21 protein-coding genes and 1 tRNA gene are annotated in these 23,981 nt (G+C 40.6%); 1 reads left to right on the forward strand and 21 read right to left on the reverse strand.

Going from position 1 to position 23,981, the window contains the following annotated elements; genetic code table 11:
• Positions 1-117: 117 nt before the first annotated feature.
• Both rsmD and recG read right to left on the reverse strand, forming a co-directional pair.
• Complete coding sequence (gene rsmD, locus HYS07_00545) at positions 118-693, reverse strand: 16S rRNA (guanine(966)-N(2))-methyltransferase RsmD (GenBank protein MBI1869663.1); 576 nt, start codon at positions 691-693, stop codon at positions 118-120.
• Between the two features lies 1 nt (position 694).
• On the reverse strand, positions 695-2,797 hold the full coding sequence (gene recG, locus HYS07_00550; GenBank protein ID MBI1869664.1) for an ATP-dependent DNA helicase RecG: 2,103 nt from the start codon (positions 2,795-2,797) through the stop codon (positions 695-697).
• Positions 2,798-3,070: 273 nt separating this feature from the next.
• Between recG and rpmB the strand changes: the two genes are divergently transcribed.
• Positions 3,071-3,301, forward strand: coding sequence for a 50S ribosomal protein L28 (gene rpmB / locus HYS07_00555; protein MBI1869665.1), 231 nt, complete (start codon positions 3,071-3,073; stop codon positions 3,299-3,301).
• A 9-nt stretch (positions 3,302-3,310) separates the two neighbouring features.
• On the opposite strand, the gene HYS07_00560 is transcribed toward rpmB, so the two are convergent.
• The 19 genes from HYS07_00560 to HYS07_00650 all read right to left on the reverse strand — a co-directional run bounded on the left by HYS07_00560 (position 3,311) and on the right by HYS07_00650 (position 23,816).
• Entirely contained in the window at positions 3,311-4,477 is a 1,167-nt protein-coding gene (locus HYS07_00560) for a type II secretion system F family protein (GenBank protein ID MBI1869666.1), read from the reverse strand.
• A gap of 25 nt (positions 4,478-4,502) precedes the next feature.
• Positions 4,503-6,167 carry a single-stranded-DNA-specific exonuclease RecJ gene (recJ, locus tag HYS07_00565; protein ID MBI1869667.1) on the reverse strand — a complete coding sequence of 555 codons (1,665 nt, stop codon included), beginning with the start codon at positions 6,165-6,167 and terminating at the stop codon, positions 4,503-4,505.
• Positions 6,168-6,377: 210 nt separating this feature from the next.
• A complete protein-coding gene (locus HYS07_00570; protein ID MBI1869668.1) occupies positions 6,378-7,811 on the reverse strand; it encodes a type II/IV secretion system protein in 1,434 nt (477 codons plus the stop codon).
• Between the two features lie 166 nt (positions 7,812-7,977).
• The gene (locus HYS07_00575) at positions 7,978-9,594 is read right to left on the reverse strand and encodes a hypothetical protein (GenBank protein ID MBI1869669.1); all 1,617 of its coding nucleotides are present in this window, start codon (positions 9,592-9,594) and stop codon (positions 7,978-7,980) included.
• Between the two features lie 195 nt (positions 9,595-9,789).
• Positions 9,790-10,593 (reverse strand): hypothetical protein, encoded by an 804-nt coding sequence (locus HYS07_00580; protein MBI1869670.1) that lies wholly within the window; start codon positions 10,591-10,593, stop codon positions 9,790-9,792.
• 104 nt (positions 10,594-10,697) lie between these two features.
• A complete protein-coding gene (locus HYS07_00585) occupies positions 10,698-11,105 on the reverse strand; it encodes a VanZ family protein (protein MBI1869671.1) in 408 nt (135 codons plus the stop codon).
• A gap of 30 nt (positions 11,106-11,135) precedes the next feature.
• The gene (locus tag HYS07_00590; GenBank protein MBI1869672.1) at positions 11,136-11,864 is read right to left on the reverse strand and encodes a metallophosphoesterase family protein; all 729 of its coding nucleotides are present in this window, start codon (positions 11,862-11,864) and stop codon (positions 11,136-11,138) included.
• A gap of 170 nt (positions 11,865-12,034) precedes the next feature.
• Positions 12,035-12,316 (reverse strand): acylphosphatase, encoded by a 282-nt coding sequence (locus HYS07_00595; GenBank protein MBI1869673.1) that lies wholly within the window; start codon positions 12,314-12,316, stop codon positions 12,035-12,037.
• Between the two features lies 1 nt (position 12,317).
• The gene (gene bcp, locus HYS07_00600; GenBank protein ID MBI1869674.1) at positions 12,318-12,806 is read right to left on the reverse strand and encodes a thioredoxin-dependent thiol peroxidase; all 489 of its coding nucleotides are present in this window, start codon (positions 12,804-12,806) and stop codon (positions 12,318-12,320) included.
• A 181-nt stretch (positions 12,807-12,987) separates the two neighbouring features.
• Positions 12,988-14,802, reverse strand: coding sequence for an adenylate/guanylate cyclase domain-containing protein (locus tag HYS07_00605; GenBank protein ID MBI1869675.1), 1,815 nt, complete (start codon positions 14,800-14,802; stop codon positions 12,988-12,990).
• Positions 14,803-15,029: 227 nt separating this feature from the next.
• Entirely contained in the window at positions 15,030-15,911 is an 882-nt protein-coding gene (locus tag HYS07_00610; protein MBI1869676.1) for a diaminopimelate epimerase, read from the reverse strand.
• On the reverse strand, positions 15,908-17,557 hold the full coding sequence (locus tag HYS07_00615; protein MBI1869677.1) for a cation:proton antiporter: 1,650 nt from the start codon (positions 17,555-17,557) through the stop codon (positions 15,908-15,910). The genes HYS07_00610 and HYS07_00615 overlap by 4 nt, the downstream gene beginning before the upstream one ends.
• 182 nt (positions 17,558-17,739) lie before the next feature.
• Positions 17,740-19,938: a 1,4-alpha-glucan branching protein GlgB gene (gene glgB, locus HYS07_00620; protein ID MBI1869678.1), complete on the reverse strand. Its 2,199-nt coding sequence runs from the start codon at positions 19,936-19,938 to the stop codon at positions 17,740-17,742.
• Positions 19,939-19,967: 29 nt separating this feature from the next.
• A tRNA-Pro gene (locus HYS07_00625) sits at positions 19,968-20,042 on the reverse strand.
• A 181-nt stretch (positions 20,043-20,223) separates the two neighbouring features.
• A complete protein-coding gene (locus HYS07_00630) occupies positions 20,224-20,871 on the reverse strand; it encodes a protein-L-isoaspartate(D-aspartate) O-methyltransferase (protein MBI1869679.1) in 648 nt (215 codons plus the stop codon).
• 12 nt (positions 20,872-20,883) lie between these two features.
• Entirely contained in the window at positions 20,884-21,573 is a 690-nt protein-coding gene (locus HYS07_00635; protein MBI1869680.1) for a glycosyltransferase family 2 protein, read from the reverse strand.
• 14 nt (positions 21,574-21,587) lie between these two features.
• Positions 21,588-22,415 carry a lysophospholipid acyltransferase family protein gene (locus tag HYS07_00640; GenBank protein ID MBI1869681.1) on the reverse strand — a complete coding sequence of 276 codons (828 nt, stop codon included), beginning with the start codon at positions 22,413-22,415 and terminating at the stop codon, positions 21,588-21,590.
• A complete protein-coding gene (locus tag HYS07_00645) occupies positions 22,393-23,526 on the reverse strand; it encodes a hypothetical protein (protein MBI1869682.1) in 1,134 nt (377 codons plus the stop codon). Before HYS07_00645 ends, HYS07_00640 begins: the two co-directional genes overlap by 23 nt.
• Positions 23,523-23,816 carry a hypothetical protein gene (locus HYS07_00650; protein ID MBI1869683.1) on the reverse strand — a complete coding sequence of 98 codons (294 nt, stop codon included), beginning with the start codon at positions 23,814-23,816 and terminating at the stop codon, positions 23,523-23,525. The genes HYS07_00645 and HYS07_00650 overlap by 4 nt, the downstream gene beginning before the upstream one ends.
• Positions 23,817-23,981 lie beyond the last annotated feature (165 nt).

Genomic DNA, 23,981 nt, shown 5'->3' on the forward strand with positions numbered 1-23,981 from the left:
AGTCAACGGTCGACAGTCAACAGTCAACGGTCGACAGTTTTAGAGGAATTATTTATTTTCTATGGACTGTGGACCGTGGACTATGGACTCACTTTTGTAACTATTATAAATCAAAAATTAAAATTGTGGAAGAGAGGGAATTTCCCCTTTTTTATAAAAACTCACACTTGTTTGTCCATATTGCCTAATATCATATTGTTCCAGAGAATCCATCATCTTCACAGAAGACCACTGAGAAGGATGCTCAACCACAAAAATCCCTTCTTTGGATAAAATTTGTGAAACCCCTTTCCATAGATCTTGAATCCATATCTCCTTGAAAAAAGAATAAGGGGGATCTGCAAAAACCAGATCAAAAAACTTTTCACGCCTTTTAAAAAAAGAAAGTGATTTAAAAACATCCATCGTTAAAATTTGACTATTTTGAAAGTGGAGCGTTTCAAAATTTTCGCGAATGACGAGAGAGGCCCTTTTTGATTTCTCAACAAAGGTGGATGCCTCGGCCCCGCGTGAAAGACTCTCTAGACCCAAAGCACCTGACCCAGCGAAAAGGTCCAAGATATCCGCCCCCATAATGTGAGAATCCAAAATATTAAATATCGATTCTCTCACCCGATCAGCCGTCGGACGGACCGTGTCCCCCGGAAGTGTCTTTAAAAGCCGCCCTTTGGCTAAACCTGCAATGATACGCATGTCATCCCACACTCAAAAACTGTGTTTTTTCTAAAAACTTTTTTTGAATTAAATGATGTAATTTTTGATTGTCTTGATCCTTTAAAAATGGGTCTTCGTCTAAAATGGCATTTGCAGTCTGACGAGATCGATGAATCAATTCATGATCGGTTAATAAATGACCAAAGCGAATTTCGGGTAGTCCATGTTGCCTCGTTCCCAAAAATTCTCCTGGACCTCGAATCGTCAAATCAGCCTCTGCAATTTTAAATCCATCACGCGTTTTCACCATCGCTTCCAATCGCCGAATCCCTTCTTCTGTACGGGGTTCAGCCTCCAGGATACAATAAGCCGAACGAGGCCCTCGCCCGACACGCCCTCTCAACTGATGGAGCTGCGCCAAACCAAAGGCATCCGCATTTTCGATCAAGATCAGACTTGCATTAGGAATATCAATACCCACTTCAATCACTGTTGTTGAAACTAAAATATGAATTTTTTGATCCCGAAATTGATAAATCACCTCGTTTTTTTCTTCAGCACTCATTCGGCCATGAATAAGCCCCAAAGTCAATCCTCTAAAAACCTCCTGAGAAAGTTGATGAAACATTTGAGTGGCCGCTTTGAGTTCACTTTTTTCAGATTCTTCCACAAGAGGATAAATAATATAGGCTTGAGCCCCCTTCTCAACCTCTCGATGAATAAAATGATAGGCGTCATTCAACTTTTCTCTTTTAATCCAATAAGTCGAAACCTTCCCACGCCCAGGAGGCATTTGGTCTAAAACGGATACTTCTAAATCTCCATAAACCGTCAAAGCAAGTGTTCGAGGAATCGGGGTTGCCGTCATAATCAAAACATCGGGTTCAAATCCTTTATTTCTAAGAAGCGCTCTTTGAACCACCCCAAACTTATGTTGTTCATCAATAATGACCATGCCTAATTTTTGAAAGCTGACTTTTTCTTCTAAAAGAGAATGGGTTCCCACTAAAATTTGAATGTTTCCCTCCGACAAATTTTGAAGGGTTTCTCTTTTTATTTTCACTTTTTCATCTCCCAAAAGGAGCCCTATCTTAACTTCTAGAGGCTGGAAAATTTTTTCAAAAGTTTTGCGATGTTGTTGGGCCAAAACCTCTGTCGGCACCATGAGCACTCCTTGAAAACCGCTGCGAACAGCCATATAGAAGCTTGCACAAGCAACTAAAGTTTTTCCAGACCCCACATCGCCTTGAAGCAATCGGTTCATGGGAAATTCTTTTTGAAGATCCTTGCCAATTTCTGAAATGACTCTTACTTGAGCTTGAGTCAAAGGAAAGGGAAGGCTTTTTACAAAAGATTGAACAGATTCAGAAATTTTTTCATAACAAAATGTCCGCTTAAGCTTTTGATAGGTTTTCTTTTTAAAGCCCAACCAAAGTTGAACCATAAAAAATTCCTCGAAAGCCAATCGCCGTCGAGCCTGATTCATTCCTTCGAAACTCTCTGGGAAATGAATAGTTATGATGGCCTCTTTTAAACCCATGAGATGATTTTCTCTTAAGATTTCTTCAGAAAATATCTCCTCCAAAAATTCATGAAACAAGTCACAGGCATTTTTAACAATTAAGCGCATGGCCCTCTGTGAAATTCCTTCCGTCAAAGGATAGATCGGAACAATTCTCCCCGTATGTAAAAGATCACTCGTATCCCCTATTAAAACTTCATAGTCAGGAGCCATCATCTGAAGCTCTCGCCCATACCATTGAACTTTTCCACTCAAGATCACGCGATCACCCACTTTAAAACGATTTTGTAAATAGGGTTGGTTAAACCATGTTGCAAATAGAACCCCCGACTCGTCTTCTACTGCCAATTGAAAAATTCTAAAAAAACGACGGGTCTCTTTAAGGCCTGAAGCCACAATTTTTCCCTGAATGGTTTGAAATTCTCCATCATGAAGTCTACGAATAGGAGTAAAAGTCCTACGATCTTCATAACGACGGGGGGCAAGATAAAGAAGGTCTGAAACCCTTTCAAGACCTAGCTTCTTGAAAAGCAAAGCCCTCTTTGGCCCAACCCCTTTCACATATTGGCAAGGAATATCTGTAGAATTCCGGTCAGATACAGCTTTTTCAGCTACGAGCATTTATATCTCCTTCTTTATCCCCGGTCTCCAGTCTCCTGTCTCCTTTTTTCGGTTACTGTAGACTCATTTCATAGTTAATTTAAAATCCAAACATCAAAAATCAAAATGACATATTTAAATCCAAAATTTCTAATGCTATCGCAAGGGGGACATTTTAGATTTTGCACTGTCATTTTAATTTTTGATGTTTGGATTTTGATATTTTTCGTTATTGACACACCACTACAATGTATGAGATATTCTGCGCACCATAAAAATATTGGAGTATGAATTATGTCACAAATTTGTGTTGTTTGCGGTAAAAAACCTGTTTCTGGGCACCGAGTTGCACGCCGAGGGCTTTCAAAAAGAAAAGGCGGTGTGGGAGAAAATGTTACGGGAATTACGTTACGTCGTTTTATGCCCAATTTGCAAAGAGTGAGAGCCCTGATTAAGGACGCCGTCAAAACGGTTCGGGTTTGCACACGGTGTCTCAAGGCTAATAAAATCCAAAAAGCGGCCTAAGACTAAATTTTACATTCCTCCTTGTAGTATAGGAAGAAGAACTCCAATCACTAAGAATCCGATCAATCCTCCAACCAACATTAAAAGGACCGGTCCTAGTAAAGCTGTAAAACGGTTGAGGATTGTTTCGAGTTCTTTCTCGTAATATTCTGAGAGTCTGTTACAAACTTCAATAAAATTTCCGCTCTTAAATCCCATCGATAACATTTTCAAGAAACCCTTTGGAAAAATAGAATTCAATTCATCTTCTTTTTCTAAGTTTCCCCCTTCTTCTAAATGCCTGTGCAGGGCTAACAGCTCTTCTTCAATTAAAAAATTTTTTCTTGCGGAAAGTGAAAAAGCCTCTGGAATTTGAAATCCGCTCATCACCAAAAATGAAAGATGTCGAGTCACCTCACAAGCATTTCTCTTTTTTAAAATGGATCCTAGACCCGAAAAACGCAAGAAAAGCTTTGCCCATTTTCTTTTAAGAGATAGATCGATTTTTGGCCCCCACAAATAGATCGCTAAAACAAGAATGCCAAAAAATCCAAAAACCCATTTCATCGAATGTCCCAAAAAAAGAACACCTTGAGTCAAACGAGGAAGCGGTTTTCCCTGTTGAATAAAAAGTTCGATTAGGGAAGGGAAAACCCATTGAAAAACGAGAAAAAGCACGCCTAAACTGACTAAAAATAGAAGTCCCGGATAAATAAGACTTTCAATCCAGCGATTTATCATCTGTTTTTTTTCTTCACAATCCTGAGAGATCCATTCTAATGTTTCAAAAATTTTTCCTGAACTCTCTGCAACTTTAAGAGCCCTGGACACAAACTCAGGAAATAAATGAAGCCCTTCATGGGCTTTTTCTAAATCAAGCCCTGCCTTTAACCGATGAGCCAAGAGAAAAAGGGATTTCTGGACTTGATCCTTTTTCCAACCCCTTGCCAGTTCAAAAAAAGCATCATCCAGAGTAAAACCTGTCTTTAAAAATAAAGCGAGTTGGCGTGTCATCAAGGCAATTTCGGAAAGAGGAGGAGAATGTTTGGAGAGGGATTTCTCAAGAACATGAATTCGAGTCGCTCCAATTCTCATTTCAAAAAGGATTCTTTGAACAGCCTGAATATGATCGGCCTCTAAAAGACCCTTCATTTTCTTTCCTGAAACATCAAAACCTGTATATTCAAAAATAGGCATACGAAATAACGTCGTTCGTCGTTCGTTAAAACTTAAAATCTTTAAAGATAAGCTGAGGCTTCATATTCCTTTGATAAGAATTGATCGCAACCTCATAAACCGCTTGAAATGGGCAAGAGAGAGAAAATTGAGAAATGAGATCCGCTTGACCAAAAGCAATCCCCTCTACCCTCTCGTTATTTTTATTTTTCAAATGTAATTTCAGATGATTCTTTCCTACTTTATAAGGTTCACGTTCTAACTGTAATTCCTTTGTCAGAAAAAGAGGGGATGAATTTTCCTGACCAAAGGGACCTAATTTTTCAACCTCCTGGGCAAAGGATAAAGAAACAGACTCTAACGGGATTTCTAAATCGATTTCTAGACTTGGAATTAAATCATCACTTGAAAGGACTTGATGCGCATGTTGATTAATGCGTTCTCTAAACTCTGGAATCTTCTTTCTCAAAATTTTTATCCCTGCCGCATAGGCATGTCCTCCGTAACCTTCTAATAGTCCTTCACAACTTTTTAAGGCTTCGCACAAATGATAACCCCGAATACTCCGGGCAGAGCCCTTGCTCACCCCCTCTTCCGTTGAAATAATAAAAACAGGCCGGTGCATTAATCTTAAAATTCTAGAGGCAACAATCCCGATCACGCCTAAGGGCCATTCTTCTTTATGAAGGACGAGAACCCAATCTTCACCTCCATTGGTTTGAGCTTGCAAAAGATCTGCGGCTTCCTCATAGGTTGCCTGTTCTAATTCCTGACGTTTGCGGTTACTCAGGTCTAATGTTTGTGCAAGCGTACTCGCTTTTTCTTTTTCTTTAACTAAAAGAAGATGAACGGCATCGTACGCCGTCCCCACTCGACCTGCTGCATTGAGGCGAGGGGCAATTTTAAACCCCACGTCAGAAGTCGTAATCGATCGACCTTCAAGGCCAATTTCTTTGAGCAGCATGGATAAACCTAGACATTCAGTTTTTAAAAGCCTCTCTAAACCTTGTTTAACAAAAATTCTGTTTTCTCCTTTAAGAGGAACCAAATCTGCGACCGTTCCCAATGCAACCCGATCCAAAAAATCTTTAAGATCAATTTTATTCGCCCAATCAGCTTTTTGTTCTAAACCTCTCTTTACCAAACCATGCGCTAATTTAAAAGCAACGCCTACAGCGGCCAAGGGATGAAAATGATTTTTTTGAGTCATTCTTCGAGGGTGGATAACAGCAATAGAAGGAGGAAGCTCATTTTTTAACTCATGATGATCGACGACAATCACGTCAATTCCTTGCCGATCAGCCTCTTCAATTTCAGCAAAAGCCGTTCCCCCACAATCTACGGTAATCATCAGAGGAATTTTTTCTACAACCGCCTTTTGAATGGCCTCTCTGCTCATCCCATAACCTTCACTCACTCGATCAGGAATGTAGGGTTGAGCATTGATCCCTATTTTCTTTAAAATATCACAGAGAAGTGCAGTCCCTGTAATTCCATCGACATCATAATCTCCATGCACCATGACCTTTTCATTTTTATTAAGTGCTTGAAAAATTCTCGCCACCGCTCGGTCCATCCCTTCAAATAAAAAGGGATCCGACAAATCCTTAAGCCTATTTCCAAGAAAATACCTTGCATCCTCAACCGTCTCAATTCCTCTTTGGACAAGAAGTTGAGCTAAAGTATTTGAAACCTGTAAAGATTTAGACAAAAAAGAAGCCTCCTCTAAATGTGAGGGTTTCAACTTCCAAATTTTTCCAGTGTTTACCGTTTGTTCCACAAATATCCTTATCTTTAGAGACCTCTCAAAAAGGTCCCAGAGGGAAGCACGCCTGCAAGCGACTGCGGAGGCGTACTTTTTTCTGTACGCCGACAAAGAAGCGCAGCAGGCAACGCAGCAGATGGGCCTTTTTCAGAGGTCTCACCCAACCACTCTTAAAACTTCCTCCCGGCTTGTTATACCCTTTTCAACTTTCTGAAGACCTGCCATTTCCAAACTCATCATTCCTTTGCGTCTCATCTCTTCACGAAAAACGCGACCATCAGAGCGCTGAGTAATCCAATGTCTAAAATCATCATCCAGGGGAAGATATTCAAAAACACCTGTACGCCCCCGAAAACCTGTTGAAAAACAAAATGAACAACCTTTTTTTTCACATTTTAAACAACATTTTCTGGCCAATCTTTGAGAAATAACCGCCATTAAAGCAGAAGAAATTAAATAGGGCTCAATCCCAATATCCAAAAGGCGTGCCACGGCCCCTGGAGCATCTGTGGCATGAAGCGTTGTTAAGACTAAATGACCTGTCAATGCAGCTCGAATGGCAATTTGAGCTGTTTCTTGATCTCGAATTTCACCGACCAAAATCACGTCCGGATCTTGCCTCAAAACGGATCTTAAACCCTGAGCAAACGTCAATCCCAAGTTGGGACGGACAGGAATCTGCGTTATTCCTTCAATTTTATATTCGACGGGATCTTCAATCGTCATCACATTTCTTTGGGCCAAATCTAGCTCCGAAATAAAAGAATAAAGCGTCGTCGTCTTCCCACTCCCCGTAGGGCCCGTAACCAAAATCATTCCGGTCGGCCGATCCATCAAAAGGCGCAAATGCTGGTAATGTTCACGATTCATTCCCAATTCATCTGCACGAATCAAGAGATTTTCACGATCGAGCAATCTCAAAACCACTCTTTCCCCTTGAACCGTAGGAACCACCGAAACACGGACTTCGATTTCTCGATCGGAGGATCGAATCGAAAATCTTCCATCTTGGGGTAATTGCCGCTGGGTCACATCTAATTTTGCCATGACTTTAAGTCGGGAAATCACTTCCTCCTTTAATCCTTGAGGAAGGGAATGAACCTCATGAAGAAAGCCATCTCTTCGATAAAGAACGGTCAGTGCCGAAATTTTGGGATGAAAATGAACGTCCGTGGCTTTTTCTTGAATCGCCTCAAGTAAAATGGAATTAACCATCTTGACTGCCGGAGCCTCACTCCTTTGCCGAACGAGATCTTCTCCTTCCCGTATCTCTAAATGAGGGAAGAAATCCGATTCTTTTTTTGTATTTTCAAGTAATTTTTGAGGGGCTTTTACTTTAGATTCCATCCATTTTCTTAAAACATTTTCAATCTGGTCTGTAGGCATTTCTACGACTTCAAGAGGGGTATTTAATACCATAGATAAATTGTCAATGGGGTAAAAGGGAACTAAATTTGCCGCAGCCACTTTTAATTTTTCACCGATCCACTTTAAAGGAAGTAATCGAAAGGTAAGGAGGTACTCGAGAGATATTTTTGATAAAACATCTTTTGGAATTTCTTCTCCTAAAATTTGATCTAATACTTCCATATTTTTCCTTATCGCTTACAGGTTATATGCAAAATAAAAGTAGTCGCCCCATTTATGGGGCCGTGCCCCTTACCCCTTGCATAATCCCCCCACCTCATCCATTCGAAATGGCGGGTAGGTGGGGGGATAAATCGGGCGACTACAATAGTCTGGCTTGGGGACCTGTTTAAATATTTGAATTTAGAATTTGTTTTTTCTTCTCCGTGATTTCTGACATCTTTTCTTCAGTATCCAAAACATGAGGGCAAATAAAAATTAAGAGATTGGTCTTAACCGTTTGCTCTCCCTTTCGGGTAAAAGGAATTCCTATGATGGGAATATCCCCTAAAATTGGAACCTTTTGAATCGTCTTATCTTTCCTCTCACGAATGAGCCCGCCAATGACAGCTGTCCGAGAATCCCGAACCGTAATCATCGTATGGGCCTCACGCTTAGAGGTTTCAACCGCCCCTTCAAAGGACTGGCCAATCACATCCTCCACCTTTTGATCCACTTCCATTCTCACCCATCCATCATCAGCAATATGCGGTTTTAAACGAAGTGAAAGCCCAATATCTTTAAATTCAAAGGTTCTAACGGTACTTCCTTCAGGCGTCACTTGGGCATTTTTAATAAATGCACGATTTTCTCCTACCAAAATTTCAGCCTCTTTATGATCCGTGGTTAAAATTTGAGGCGTCGAAAGAATATTAATGTCCGAATGATTTCGAAAGGCATTAATCAAAATTCCTAATCTTGGAATTTCTAACGTGCCCACCTGAATCGTGTCATGAATAAAAGCTGTTGCGGTCCCTGGAAATTTTCCTCCCGTTAAAACATGATGGGCAATATCCTCAGCTCGATTGACCCGATCTTGCCCAAATCCTTCCTGGGAGCCATAAACCACCCCTTCGGCAGCCAACCATTCAATCCCTAAATGTTCTGATTTATTTAAATTAACCTCGGCGACCAGGACTTCGACCAAAACCTGTTTTTGAGGAAGGTCTAACTTCTGAATCGTTTTACGAAGCGCTGAAAAACGCCCCTTGGGAACATGAATCAAAAGAGAATTAGTGGAGACATCTGCGACAACAAAAGATTCTTTTTCTTCCAACTTTATTCCCTCCCGTTCCAAACTTTTTGATTCTTTTTCAAAAAGTTGACTCAAAACCTGAGCCACCTCTTCAGCATTCGCATGTTTCAATAAAACAACATGAATAACTGAAGAAACCTCACTTCCTTTACGATCTAAATCTTCTAAAATCAATGCAATTCGTTTCATGTTTTCTGCTCGATCTGAAACAATCAAGGTATGGGTAGGAGGATAAGAAGTGGCATGTCCACCCTTACTCAAAAATGAATTAATAATTCCTGAAATTTTTTCAACATTTCCATACTTGAGAGAAAAAATCTGTGTAATAAAATGCTCTCCCCCTGCAGGGGATTGTCCAGAAGAAAGCATTTCGGGACTGGCTTGACTCGCATTTTCAATAGGAACAATTTTTGTCACTTGTCCGGACGAAACCATACTGTAACCGCTTACAGTCAGAACGGATTCTAAAACTTTGCGGAGTTCGTTAATCGGAATTTTAGTGGGGCCTAGAATGGTTACATTTCCCTTTACTCCTTCATCCACGATAAAATTTTCACCCGTGGTCTCGCTCACAAATTTAATCACCAAACGCAAATCTGCATTTTCAAAATTAAGTGAGACCGATCGATCCTCAGAAAAACCTGCTGGGCCAAAATAAAAAACAATAAGGCCTATAAAAAAAACAATTTTAGCAAAAAATTTGAACTTCATTTATTCTCCTCTAGCAACAAAGAATTTGAACCCAAGGACAGCGATAGGAAATGAGAACCGAGACGCAAAAGCTTGAGCCATATTGGCCTGAAGACAAGGTCCCCGCAGGGGGAAACGTAGGCATACACTGACAGGTGTCTGTCGAGGCTTTCTGAAGGACAAGATGGCCAAGATCTTGCGTCGAATTCCATTTTCCTATCGCTGTCCTTGGGTTGAATTCTTATCGTCTCTTTTTTGATAAATCAATTGAATATTTTTTGCCCCTCTTTTCACATCGACCACTAAATTGTCCTGTTCCCACTCATTTTGCAAGGAAAGAAGAACGGATAAATCTGTTACATCGCGTCCGTTGATTCTTTGAATCACATCTCCGGTCCTAAATCCTAGTTTTTCTACCCTGCTTTCAGGTCTGACATTTAAAAACTCATAGCCTTGAGCCCGTCCACTTTCAAATAGAGGTAAAATACGAACCTCCGTTAAAAGTTCGGCCCAATGCTTCAAAATATCTTTTAAAGAGTTTGAATCCAAAATCCAGTGATTTTCATCGGTTTTTTGGAGAAGGAGGGGTAATTCCCTCTCTTGAATCTGATGAGAACGACGAATCGTTTCTCCGCTTGAATTTTCCAAAAGAACTTCTTCCTCAGAAAGATGTTTAATATGCCAACCTCCAATTTCTTCTCCCTCTTGAACAAGAGATTGATGGTCCTGGTACGATAAAACCCCAAAAATCTTTGAACCCGCCGAAGCCGTCCCTAAAAACTGAATCGGAACAGATTCTTTTTCTCGGAGGGATGCCCCTCCCAAGATGGGTTCTTTAAAATGAAGAGACGCCTCCTCTTTAAAGGATGGTTTAATGGCCTGATGAAGGCCGGCCCGTTGCGTCATTTGGATTTGATCTTCCCCTTTAGAAAAAGAACCTGCTCCTAATTTTAGAATTAATAGAGCCGCCAACCCTGCCAAAAGGAAAAAATTAAACCCTTTTAGATATTTTTGAAGCATCCAACCCTTCATAAGACCTCAACGGTAAAAATCCAAAAATCAAACATCAAAAATCAAAATGACATATTAAAATTCAAAATTGATCTATGTCATTATCCTAAAAGTTATTTTAGATTTTGATCTGTCATTTTGCATTTTGACTTTTGCATTTTGAATTGATTCATCCTTATCGCCATCACCCCTAACACAATCGCTGCCCCAGCAGCATCCGCAAGCCAGTCCATCAAACTACAAGAGCGGTGCGGTACAAAATACTGATGAATCTCATCCGAAAAGCCATAGCTTGCTGTAAAAAACCAACTCAAAATAAATGGCCGACTCCTTAAAAAAAACAAGCGTTCAAGCAAAATCATCCGATAAAAAAGAAATGCCAAAACTCCATATTCAATAAAATGAACAAACTTATCCGCATTTTCTGGTTCAAGCAAGCGAGGAAGATGGGCTTGGCTTGAAAGAATAAAAATAAGAATACAATAAAGCAAAACACACAAACGCCTAAACCAAAGCTTCACATGAGTCTCCACACAAATTTTCTAAAAATATTACCGCCCTATTTCCAATCTTTTTGCTAAAAAAGAAGGCAAACCCGCCTTTAATATTTTTTTCTGAGTCACCCGAAAATCATATTCAACCCTGCGAAAATATACCGAAAAAGTTTGAGAATCAAAAAGACAGTAGGAGGCTCTAGAATCTAAATCTCTGGGTTGTCCTACACTGCCTACATTGACAATATATTGAATCTCTTCTTCCAATTTAAAATCAGGAGGAGACTTTATTCCTTGAATTTCTCCCTCCTCAGACCAAAAAACAACGGGAACATGTGAATGTCCAATGAAAAGAATCTTTTCTCGAAGAAGTTTAAACTCTCGAAACGCGTCCTCCTCATTTAAGAGATATTTCCAATTTTCTGGATCAGATAACGTAGCATGAGCCAGGCAAAAGGACCCCGAAGAACGGACCAGAGGTAAAGCCCCTAAATAATTTTTTTCTTCTTGATCTAACTGATCTTTTGTCCACTCAATCGCTCGACGGGCACGAAGATTAAACCAATCAAGCCCAAGCCTACCCGAAACCGCATAATCATGATTCCCTGCCACAACAACTTCCGCCAAGTCTCGAACCTTTTTCAAGCAAATGCTCGGATCTGCCGCATAGCCAACAATATCCCCCAGACAGAGAAAATGACTCACTCCCTCATCTCGGGCATCTTTCAAGACAGCTTCTAAAGCTTCCAAATTCGAATGAATATCAGAGAGAATCGCGTAAAGCATAGTGATCCAGAAAAAAATCAAAAATCAAATATCAAAAATCAAAATTGTGGTAGAGATTTATGAAAAACTTCTGAAACACATAAACCAGCATCTACCCTTTTAAACTGCAAAACCATTTTAAATTTTAATATGTCATTTTGATATTTAATTTTTGATTTTTGATATAGCTTCTACAAGCTATACCGAATTGAGAAGTCTTGAAATATACCTGTCGCCTCCAGCCAGCGCACCTCCATGCCATAAATACACTTTGACAAAAAACTTCTGCGAAGCCTCTGAAGAAAATTCTCTAAAATTTCCTCATCTCCCTCTATCACAAGTTCCACCTTTCCACCCCTTAAATTACGGACGAAACCCGTTACGGGTAACTCCCGCGCAATATGATCAGCCGTCGCCCTGAAGCCAACGCCCTGAACATTTCCAGAAAAAAAGGCATGAACTTGACGCATCATTTTACTTTCCAGAACTCACCTTCTCCCCCTCTAACTCCATCAATTTTTCTTTCACTTCTTCTATATGTCCGTCCACTTTGACATTCGGCCAAAAAGCAGCAACATTACCTTTGAGATCAATTAAATACGTACTACGAATGACTCCAAAATATTCTTTCCCATAATTCTTCTTGAGTCCCCACGCCCCATAACTTTCTAAAAGTTTGTGTTCTGGATCTGAAAGAAGTGTCACTTTCAATTTTTCATTTTCAATAAACTTACAGTGGCTCTCAATTGAATCAGGACTGACACCTAAAATGACGGCATTCAATTTCTTAAAATCCACCAAATCCTGTGTAAAACCAATGGCCTCTCTCGTACAACCTGGGGTGCTGTCCTTTGGATAAAAATAAAGGACAATCCACTGGCCTTTAAAATTCTTTAAAGAAACTTCATTTTTATTTTGATCGAATAATTTAAAATCCGGAGCCTTATCCCCTACCTTGATCATTTGAACCGTAGCCATATTCACCTCCTTTTAAATTGATTCATTAACGCAAAATATCTTGCCATAAAACTTGATTTTACTATTTTCTACCCACTTTTCCAAATAAAGAAAAGAAGAAGGGTTTGAACTTTTTTGAGCGCTGCCTTTTTCTATCGACTATAGACCGTAGACTATGGACTCGTTTTCATGGTCGAATCCTCCACAAGCCAAAGCGCTCTTCGCCAAATCCTTTCAATTGGGCATCAATCGATTCTAGATGAAAACTCTCTTTGGAATGTTCAACCCACTCCTTGACTTCTGGATCGCTCAAAACCGCTTGGGAAATCACAACATCCCCTCCCAAGGAAAGATGTTCCAATCGAGCAGCCATGTTCACAGTCGAACCAAAATAGTCTAACCGTTCATTCAAGGTAACAGCAATGGATGGACCATAGTGAAGACCTGCTTTTAAAACAAGCGCTTGACGATCTTGAGAGGGAGAACTCAAAAGATTTTGGGCCTTCAAAATAGCTCGAATGCCACCAATGGGCCTTCGAAAAACAGCCATCACCGCATCCCCAATGGTTTTAACCAAGGTTCCACCTTCCTCGGCAATAGCTTCTTTCAAAACATCAAAGTGATTCATCACCAAGCCAAAAGCAGAGGCATCCCCTACTTCTCGATAAAGTTGCGTTGAACTTTTTAAATCAGTAAAAAGAATGGTTAAACTCCCTACCGAAATTTGTTGATCGGGTCTCAAAACCTCTTTAGAAAAAAGATCTCTAAATTTTTGAAGCGAAATCACCTCAGCTGCAGTAGCCGCCTGATCAGTCCAGGCGAGGCGTTCCAATACAAAAAGTTTCTCTTGTCGTGTTTGATTGACCATTTTAAATTCGACCGATGGATTAAGACTTAATTCTTCTTGAGGCCAGCCTATTTCTGAAAGGACTGTTTCAATATTATATTTTCCTCCCTCACTCACCTCTACAAATTGGCCACCTGAAACTTTGTAAGCTCTCAAAAGATAACGCCCTTTTTCAAGAACCAAGGATAAATTTCTTTTTTCTTGCGCAGGAATCAACTGCTGAGCCACAATGTGCGGCGTACGTTGAGGACTTCCAATACAAAACTCACGCGTCTCCACTTGACGAATGGAAGGATTGGGACGAAACGTAAGTTCAACCAAACGTTCAAAATTAAGTTCAAAATCAATATGACAGCCGCCACAATGAGCTTTTGATTCAATATTTTTTAAAGAAGAATGTGCTTTTCCACCCCGACACATCGGACAAAGCAAAGTCCACTGAAATTCTAATAAACCCTCACGTGTTGCCAGAAGACACAACTCTAAAACGGATCGACGGGGAACGTTCCAATCATCGGCTAGGGTATAGGGACGAATCCTTGAAAGCGAGAGATCATCGGACTTTTCAATGACATCGATGAACCGTTCTACAAGTGATTCAAATCCCTTTTCTTGAAAAAGTTTCGCCTTCAAAATTTTTAAACGTTTTTGACCCCCATCAACAAATTTGACCTTGACAGGAGAATTTAAAAAATCCGTCTTTCGAGAAGCTCGAAGATCATATTGATGGATGACTTGAGAAAATTTTTTAAAGGTCAAATACCTCATCTGAAGTGAAATAAAAGCCTGAGCGATGAATGATCTTGCCTCAATCCACATTCCATATTTAAGATGGGTCCCCCCATTTAATTGAGGATCAAGCTCTACCAAAACCTTTAATTGAGTCATTGGCCCTTTTGAATAACGACGAACCACTCCAAAACGTCTCGGGAAAATCCATTCGAATGGATTTTCCTCCCATTCGATCTCGACACCTTTCATTTTAAATCTCCAACGCTTATTAGACTCATCCGAACCATTTGAAGAAGTGGGTTCCACCCCCGGAAGTCCGACCAAAAAATTAAAACGGTTGGTATCTGAAACCCAAGGCCATAAGCTTTCAGGAGACGAGGCAAGCTGCCACTCCCATGTATAATGTAATGATTTGGTGTTCATTTAATTAATCCATTGACTCGACATGAACCCAAGAGGGAAAGAAATTGCTTTTTGAAGACCGTTGACGAGGCCTCCGACCATGGGGGTTAGACGAATAGTCGAACCGAGGAGGCCGAGTCGCCGAGTGAATTTTCCTCGGGGGGAAAAATTCACGTGTCGGCAAAAAGCAATTTCTTTCCCTCTTGGTACACACTCTATCATGATTGCTTTTGCAACCATCCAAACTGTTACAAATTTTTTATTATTCCAATTTTTTCACAAAATTCTTTGGAAAACATCCCTTCTCCCACGCTCGACACGGCCCCTGTCATAAAAACATGTCCAGAGGACGAAATATCCACGCCAATCACACCCCCAGGCATATGAACTTTGATTGAAGAATCCACAAGTCCCAGCTTATAAGCCGCACTCGCCGCTGCACAACTGCTCGATCCTGAGGCAAGGGTATAGCCCGCCCCTCTCTCCCAGATTTCAATTTGAATATTTTCCCGATCTAGAACTTGCAAAAGTTGCATGTTAATTCTTTTTGGAAATATTGAGTGATTCTCAACTTGAGGACCCAATTCCATCGCAAGTTTTTTTGAAATTGATTTTAAGGGAATCACACAGTGAGGATTTCCAATCGAAAGACAGGTCACTTCATAGCTCTTATCCCCTAACGCAAGAGATTCACGAATAACCATTCGAGCCTTGCCCGATACGGGAATACACTCACTCTCAAAAGTGACTTTTCCCATATTGACTTTAATGCTCTTTGCTTCATCGTCTAAAATTTCAGCTTCAACCTTTCCCCCTAACGTTTCTAGCCCAAATTTTTTTGAAGTCACATATCCTTCTTCAAAAAGGTATTTTGAAAAAATGCGAATGCCATTCCCACTTTTTTCAGCCTCACTGCCATCCGGATTAAAAATCCTTAAATGAATTTCTTTTCCCTTGAGAACAGGACCATAGAGAATTCCGTCTGAGCCCACTCCAAAATTTCGGTGACAAATGAGTTGAATCCGCTCGGGAGTTAATTCAATTTTGGCCTTATTGGGATCGATCACAATATAATCATTGCCTAGGGCATGATATTTATAAAAATGAGTGATATTGAAGTGATCTTTCATCGGAATTTCCCCTCTAAAAAATTGGCCAAAAATTCTCCCGCCATCGTGTAGGGAAGCAGTACTTCATTGGCCCCAGACGTTAAAAGCTTTTTAACCTGATCGGTCGAATCAGCCGTTGCTACAATCACCGCATTGGGAGAAAGAGAACGACAAGCCTTTACAAGTTTCAAATTGTTGGTCCCCTTCAAAAGCATATCCGGAATGGTCAATAAAATAATCTGAGCCTCATCAATATGGGCATGTTCTAAAGTATCGATACTGCTAATATCCCCGAAAATACCTGCAATATTCATTTTTTTAAGTTCTTTTAAAACCTCTGGATTAAAATCAATCACCAACATCTGACTTAGTAAAGCAGGATTTCTTTGGGCCAACATTTCGACCAGGGATTTTGCGCCTCGGTGGAATCCCAAGACGATAATGCCATAGCTCACTCTTTCTTCTTCTAATTCTTTAAGCCCCCTTTTCCCTTTAAACCCAAGCTTAAGCATCAACCGATTAAATCGGGTAAAAATCGAGTGATTATATTTAATGGCATAAGAAGAAAAAACGGAAGTAAAGGCCATGGCATAAATCATCGTGGCCATAAATTTTGAATCGATATGTCCATAGCTCACTCCCAACAAGGCAATGACAAGAGAAAATTCACTGATTTGTGCAATGTTGAGGCTCGTGATAAAACTGGTTCGCCGCCCCGCCCCTGAAACCATTAGGAGAGGATAAACGGTTAAGAATCGGGACAAAATCACAAAGGCAACAATCCCTAAGCTACCTGCAATCATGCTGATTTGCGGGACAACAATCTTCATTCCCAAAGAAACAAAAAAGAGAGTCAGAAAAAAATCCCTTAAAGGAAGGGCCTTTGCCGTGACATGAATACTATAAGGAAAGGTAGAAATAGAAAGTCCCGCAATCAAAGCACCCATCTCTCGGGAAAGCCCTAGGGCCCCTGCAGCATAAGAGATCAGGGCACACCACCCGATTGAAATTCCAACCACCATTTCTGGAGATTTGGCAATTCCCTCATAAACACGGCTCAAGACAAATTTACTTAAAAGAAATCCTGCGCCCAAAAGAATAACACTTTTCAAAATTGCAAAGGCCAATAATCCCAATTGAGGATTTGCAAAATTGGGCTGAACAGCCAAAATCAAAATGGCCCACAAATCCTGAATAATTAAAATCCCGAGGGTTAAACGCCCTGGAAGGGTATCAAATTCAAATTTGTCATAGAGTAATTTGACCACAATGGCTGTACTGCTGAGGGCACATAAAAGGGAAAGATAAAGTCCTGAAAGATGGGGTCCCTTGATCCCAAACCCCAAAAGAGGAAAAACCAATAGACCGATCACTACACAAAAAATAAATTGCCCCACCCCTACCATCAACAATTGTTTTCCAGAAGCAATCACTCTTTGAAGATTTAATTCAAGTCCAATGATGAAAAGAAGGAGAATGAGTCCTAACTCAGAAATAATTTCAATACTGGCCGGATCCGAGACCAATTTAAATCCAACTTCAGGACCAATGAAAGCACCCGCGACCAAATAACCCAATATAATGGGCTGGCGAAGGCGATGAGCCAGAATCCCCATCAAGGTCGCAGCAATTACAGAAATTCCAATATTTTGAAGAAGACCATTCATGACCTAGTTTTTCCTAAGACAACCATGAAAATGACTCGGTGTTTTATCCCTAAAGTTTTAATCAGGGATCCCAAAAAAGCAACTTCGGATCTCGGATTGTGGATTTCGAATTTTAGGAATAATGATTCAAAAAATAACGCCCTTATCTTTTAAATCCGATATTCGAGATCCAAAATCCGAAATCATTTTGGTACCTCAAACCACATCACCGCCAAGGGCGGCAGATGAAAATTAGCAGAAAATGGCTGGCCTTGCCAGGGAATCTCTTCTGCCCAGATCCCTCCTCTATTTCCAACATTGCTTCCTCCATAACAAGCAGCATCGGTATTTAAAATTTCAGAATACCAACCCCGCCGAGGGAGTCCCAATCGATAATTTTGTCGAACAGTCGGTGAAAAATTACAGATCGAAATAAGTTGTCGTTCCTGATTTGATGCGGTACGAATAAAAGCAATGACGTTTGCATCTACATCATTAAAATCAATCCATTGAAAACCAGATGGTTCCCCATCCGCGTCCCAGAGCGCTGGCTCTCCTTTGTAAATACGATTCATATCGCGTATGAGCCTCTGCAGCCCCGAATGTTCCTCTCCCCATAAAACATGCCAGTCTAAACTCTGGCGATGATTCCATTCATTCCATTGCCCAAACTCACATCCCATGAAAGTGAGTTTTTTCCCCGGATAAGACCACATATACGCAAAAAGAGTCCTTAAATTAGCAAATTTTTGCCAGCGGTCCCCGGGCATTTTTGTTAAAAGAGATCCTTTGCCATGAACCACTTCATCATGAGAAAAAGGAAGAATAAAATTTTCTGTCCACGCATACAAAAACCCAAAGGTGAGAAGATTTTGATGATACCGCCGGTAAATCGGGTCTTTTCCAAAATAGACGAGTGTGTCATGCATCCATCCCATATTCCATTTGTAGCCGAACCCCAAACCTCCCGTATAAGTCGGCCGGCTCACCCCTGGCCAAGAAGTCGATTCTTCAGCCATCATTAAAATACCTGGATGCTCAGCATGGGCCACTTCATTTAATTCTTTTAAGAAATCAATCGCCTCTAAATTTTCCCTTCCCCCTTGTTGATTCGCCACCCACTCTCCCTCTTTGCGACTATAATCGAGATACAACATCGACGCCACCGCATCTAAACGCAGTCCATCCACATGATATTCTGATAACCAAAAAAGGGCATTGGCCAAAAGAAAATTTTTGACCTCATTACGTCCATAATTAAAGATGAATGTTCCCCAATCGGGATGTTCCCCTTGCCGAGCATCTAAGTGTTCATAGAGTGCAGTCCCATTAAAACGCCCCAGGGCAAATAAATCCTTTGGAAAATGAGCGGGAACCCAATCCAAAATCACCCCAATCCCCTTTTGATGCAAATAATCGATAAGGAATCGAAAATCATCTGGAGCTCCATAACGCGAAGTAGGCGCATAATACGAGCTCACCTGATAACCCCAAGATCCGCCAAAGGGATGCTCCATTAAAGGAAGAAATTCAACATGGGTAAATCCCAAATCTAAAACATAATCGACTAGAAGAGGTGCTACTTCCCGATACCTCAAAGGACGATTCCCCTCTTCGGGGACACGCCTCCAGGATCCCAAATGGACTTCATAAATAGAAATGGGACGACGTAAAATATTTTGAGATTTACGAGCTTCCATCCATTGATGATCCTCAAATTTATAAGTCGAATGATGAACCACTGAAGCGGTTCCGGGAGGCATTTCCATTTCCTGTGCGTAAGGATCTGATTTATGAATGAGTTCGCTATCGAGAGTGCGAATTTCATATTTATAGAAGACACCTGACTTTATCCCCGGAATAAAAAGCTCCCAAATTCCAGACGTCCCAAGACACCGCATCATGTGAAATCGGCCATCCCATCCATTGAAATCTCCTACAACACTGATACTGGCTACATTAGGGGCCCATACGGTAAAAGTAATTCCGGATACACCCCTCCACTCAAGAACATGACTTCCCAGTTTATCGTAGAGACGGTGATGCCTCCCTTGCGAAAAAAGATGAAGGTCTAATTCGCCGAGTGTAGGAAGAAAAGAATAAGGATCATGTATTCTAGAAATTTTTCCACCGATAGGATGAAGCTCAAGTTCATAAGAAAAAATTTCTGTTTCATCCGCAATAAGCACCTCAAAAAAACCGATGGGATCTATTTGAATGAAAGGCTGAGGAGAAAATCCACTCCTTAAAAGGAATAGACCCGAAAGGTCAGGTCGAAGAACTCTGGTTACAACGCCACGAGGAGTAAGATGCACTCCCAAAATCTGGTGGGGATTGGAATGCCTAAGAGAAATAAGATCATCTAATCCTTCAATCGGAAAAGCCAGTTTAGAATGATCCACGCATACCTCAAATTGAACCTTGAAAAATGTCGGGATGGGGAGATTCGAACTCCCGGCCTCCTGGTCCCGAACCAGGCGCTCTAGCCAGGCTGAGCCACATCCCGTTGAAAATCAAAATCCAAAAATCAAAACCCAAAATGACAATGTAAAACTTAAAATGTCTCCCCTGCAATAGTATTAGAAATTTTGGATTTTAATATGTCATTTTGATGTTTGATATTTGATTTTAAAATTTACGCTCACTAAATACTCAGGCCAGCAGCCTAGGCAGTATATCACCTGTATTCATTCCTTCCAACCCTGATCTCCAAGCAAAGGCACGAAAACACATCCCATCACATCTTTTTGAACAAACCCCTGACCTTTTCTTGTAAAAGTCATTAAACGCTGGGATGAGCGTTCTCCTAGGGGAATAACCAATCTCCCCCCCTCCTCCAATTGGTCCAGTAGCGGCTGTGGAGTCTCCGGAGCCCCTGCACTCACAATGATCCCCGCATAAGGTCCATACTCTTCCCAGCCTTGTGAGCCATCGCCCACTTTAAAATAGATATTCTGCAATCCTAAATTCTTTAAAATAGTCTTAACCGATTCCTGAAGAGATGGAATCCGTTCAATGGTATAAACCTCACATCCCAAAGTCGCTAAAAGAGCCGTTTGATACCCGGATCCGGTTCCAACCTCTAAAACCCTTTCGTGACCCCTGAGTTTCAAAAGTTCAAGCATGACAGCTACGATGTAGGGCTGCGAAATGGTTTGTCCCTCCCCAATCGGAATGGGCCAATCCTCATAAGCTTGCGAACGATAAGACTCATTCACAAAAAGATGTCGAGGAATAGAACGAAAAACATCTAAAACTCTTATCTCCTTAATACCTCTTGCTATTAATTGGTCATCAACCATTCTTTCCCGCTGTTTGATATATTTGTCTTCCATAAAATATTTTTTCTAATAATTATTTTGTCTTAAAAATTTTTTCTCGATAAAAAAACGAACCAGCAAACCTAGAAATCTGAAGGTATCGGGAAGCGGTCTAATCTTGCTCTTTTCATTTCCATAAATCGAAACGATAGATACAGATCTAATTTCTTTTGTAATAGATGAAGCCTCTAGAAACATCTCTGATTCAATATCAAATTTTGAAGCCTTTAAATGCATTCTCTCTACCAAAACTCGTTTCAAATATCGAAAACCACATTGACTGTCAGGAACCCAAACACCCGCTATCCAAGACAAAATTTTTGACATGAAAAGATTGGTTGCAACTCGAATCCATGGCATTTTTTGAGTTTGATACATTCGATTCCCAATCACCATCATGATAGAAGGGTTACGAGCCGCTTCCAAAAATTTTGGAATCTCGTCTGCACAATGTTGACCATCCCCGTCCATCAAAATCACTCCCTCCCATGACCCTTTCAAAAAATATTGAAGGCCTGTTAAAAGAGCAGCCCCTTTTCCACAATTTTTTGAGTGTCGAAGAAGAATTGCACCCGCTGAAGTCGCGATCCCTCCGGTTCGATCAGACGAACCGTCATCAACAACCACCACATCTCCATAGAACCGTGCTTGTCGGACCACCTCACCGATCTCTACCTCTTCATGATAAGCCGGAATCAAGATGCAAATAGGTTTCACTGGATATCCCTATTTTATTTCCACACTCTCTCAAAACAAAGCCACTGCGTAGGATCTAAGCAAATCATTTTTTCTAACGCCCTTGTGACCCGAGCACCCAACTCCTCTTCAGAAAGCCCCTTAGGATCAATCGCTTCATCAAAAAAAAGATCTCCCCCTCTTTCATTCCAAAGATATCCCCCAGGAACAATCAAAGCCCCTGTACGCTTCGCAAGAACAATAGGTCCCTTGGGAATCTTTGTTTTTTTCCCAAAAAAGATTGTATCCACTCCTGTTTTTGTAAAATCAATATCACCCGCGATGGCCAATAATCGGCCTTTTCTAAGGGCTTGAAGACATTGGGTTGTCGCATCTTTCTTCCAAGAAATAACAGAAAGTCCTTCCCTTTTTCTATGACGGCTAAAAAGGGTCTCTAACTGGGGATTTAAATGTTCAGAAAACACAGCACTCACTTCCAAACCCATTTTAAGCGTTTTATGAACCGCCATCTCCCAATTTCCAAGATGGCTTGAAAGAATAATCACACCCCGTCTTTCGTTATAAGCCCTTTTCAAATGATCCAACCCTTGAACCTGAATCTGTTTGATCCAATATTCTTTAAAACGAAATGGACTTAGAAAAAAAACGAGATAACGCCCAAAGGCTTCAAAAACTTTATTCACATTTTTCTGAAGAGAAGGAGAAAGACCGATGGTATGAAGATTTTCTTCAACAACCTTTCTACTTTGAAAGGTAAAGGATGATCCAAGTTTAAAAAGAAAAGGAATAAATCGCAAGCTCCAAGAAAAAGGAAAGAGCTTCAAAATAATTTCGAGAAATTTATAAAACAGAAACGGACGCACTTGAAATCTCAAAAAGAGCTTTTGCAATATCCATCGCTGCCTGAGGCTTTCTTAAACACTCAATTTTTTGCTTCATACCTTCAAGACGTGTGGGGTTATTTAAAAGATCATCCACCACTTTAGGAATTTCATCGATTTGATCAATCTTTAATGCCGCTTTATTCTCCACTAAAAATTCACAGTTTTTGGATTCCTGACCTGGCAAAGGTTTAAAAATCAGCATGGGAAGCTGTTTCACCAATGCCTCAGAACTGGTCAATCCCCCTGGCTTACTGATGATGAGATCTGCCATTTCCATGAGAATGTCAACTTCATTTACATAACCATAAATAGTCAAAGGAGTCCGACATTTCTTTTTCACAGCCTCAAGCTTATTTTTTAGAGAACGGTTGCGACCCGTGACCGCGATCACATGAATCGGCGATTGAACCTCTTGAAGTGCCATGACAATTTCCCTAATCGGAATCAGTCCCTGTCCTCCCCCCATAATCAAAATAACAGTCTCACTTTCAGAAATTCCATGCCATGATTTCAAAAGTCTACGATCCATCTTACGACTAAAAATGGGGTCCACGGGAATTCCTAAAACCTGAATCTTCCGAGGTGAAACTCCTCTTTCCACCATTTGTTTTTTGGTCATCTCGGTCGGAACTGCAAATAAATCTATTCCCTCTAAAACCCAGTAAGCATGAGCCACATAATCTGTCAGAATTCCAACAATCGGACAACCCATATTCTGAGCTGATTTATAGGAGGCGAGAACACCGCAAGGATAGGCTTGAGTACAGACAACGACATCGGGTTGAAATTCATTCACAAGTTGGAGAAGTCTCGCTGAATTGATTCGATGTGCCAGATCTCTGAATTTAGAAATTTTTTCTCTCACGAGAGAATTATCGTAAAGATACTCCCACAGTTCAGGAGTATTTTTAACAACTCCCATATAAGTTTTAATCACCAACTTTTCAAGAAAAGGACTAATATAATTTAAAGCATTCACATTCAAAATCTCGAGTCGATCGTCTAATCTAAGAAGGGCATTTTCAATCGACTTTGCAGCCATGTGATGCCCTGAATTAACCGAGATATAAAAGAGCAGAACCCTTTTCAACCTATATCCTCCATCTCCTCGACTTCATCATCATCGTCTTCCTCAGAAACTCCCTCTTCCTCATCAATCGTAGCAAGCACATCCTCGAGTCTGACCTCTTCTCCTTCGCTACAATAAATCTCATTCACAATCCCCGTGGTAGGAGAAGTAAAGTTAAAGGGTTTTCCTTCAATACTTAACTTGACGAATTTTTTCCCTTCTTTAATGCGATCCCCTTCTTCGACATACCAAAAAACCACCGTAGCGCTTTCATGATCCCCCGACAACTTATCTAATACAACCTCCCTCATTTTAGGCACTGCCTCCTTTTTTAATTACACCACTTTGTTAAAAAGTGTGTATCCGTAAAAAATCTTTTTACGTAAGTTGTTGATCGACGTAACTTACGTTAATGCAATGCATTGCATCATTTTTTATCTTGACACCCATTCCTAACTCCCGCTAGAGTAATACCG

The sequence above is a fragment of the Chlamydiota bacterium genome (assembly GCA_016178055.1).
GTDB lineage: Bacteria > Auribacterota > JACPWU01 > JACPWU01 > JACPWU01 > JACOUC01.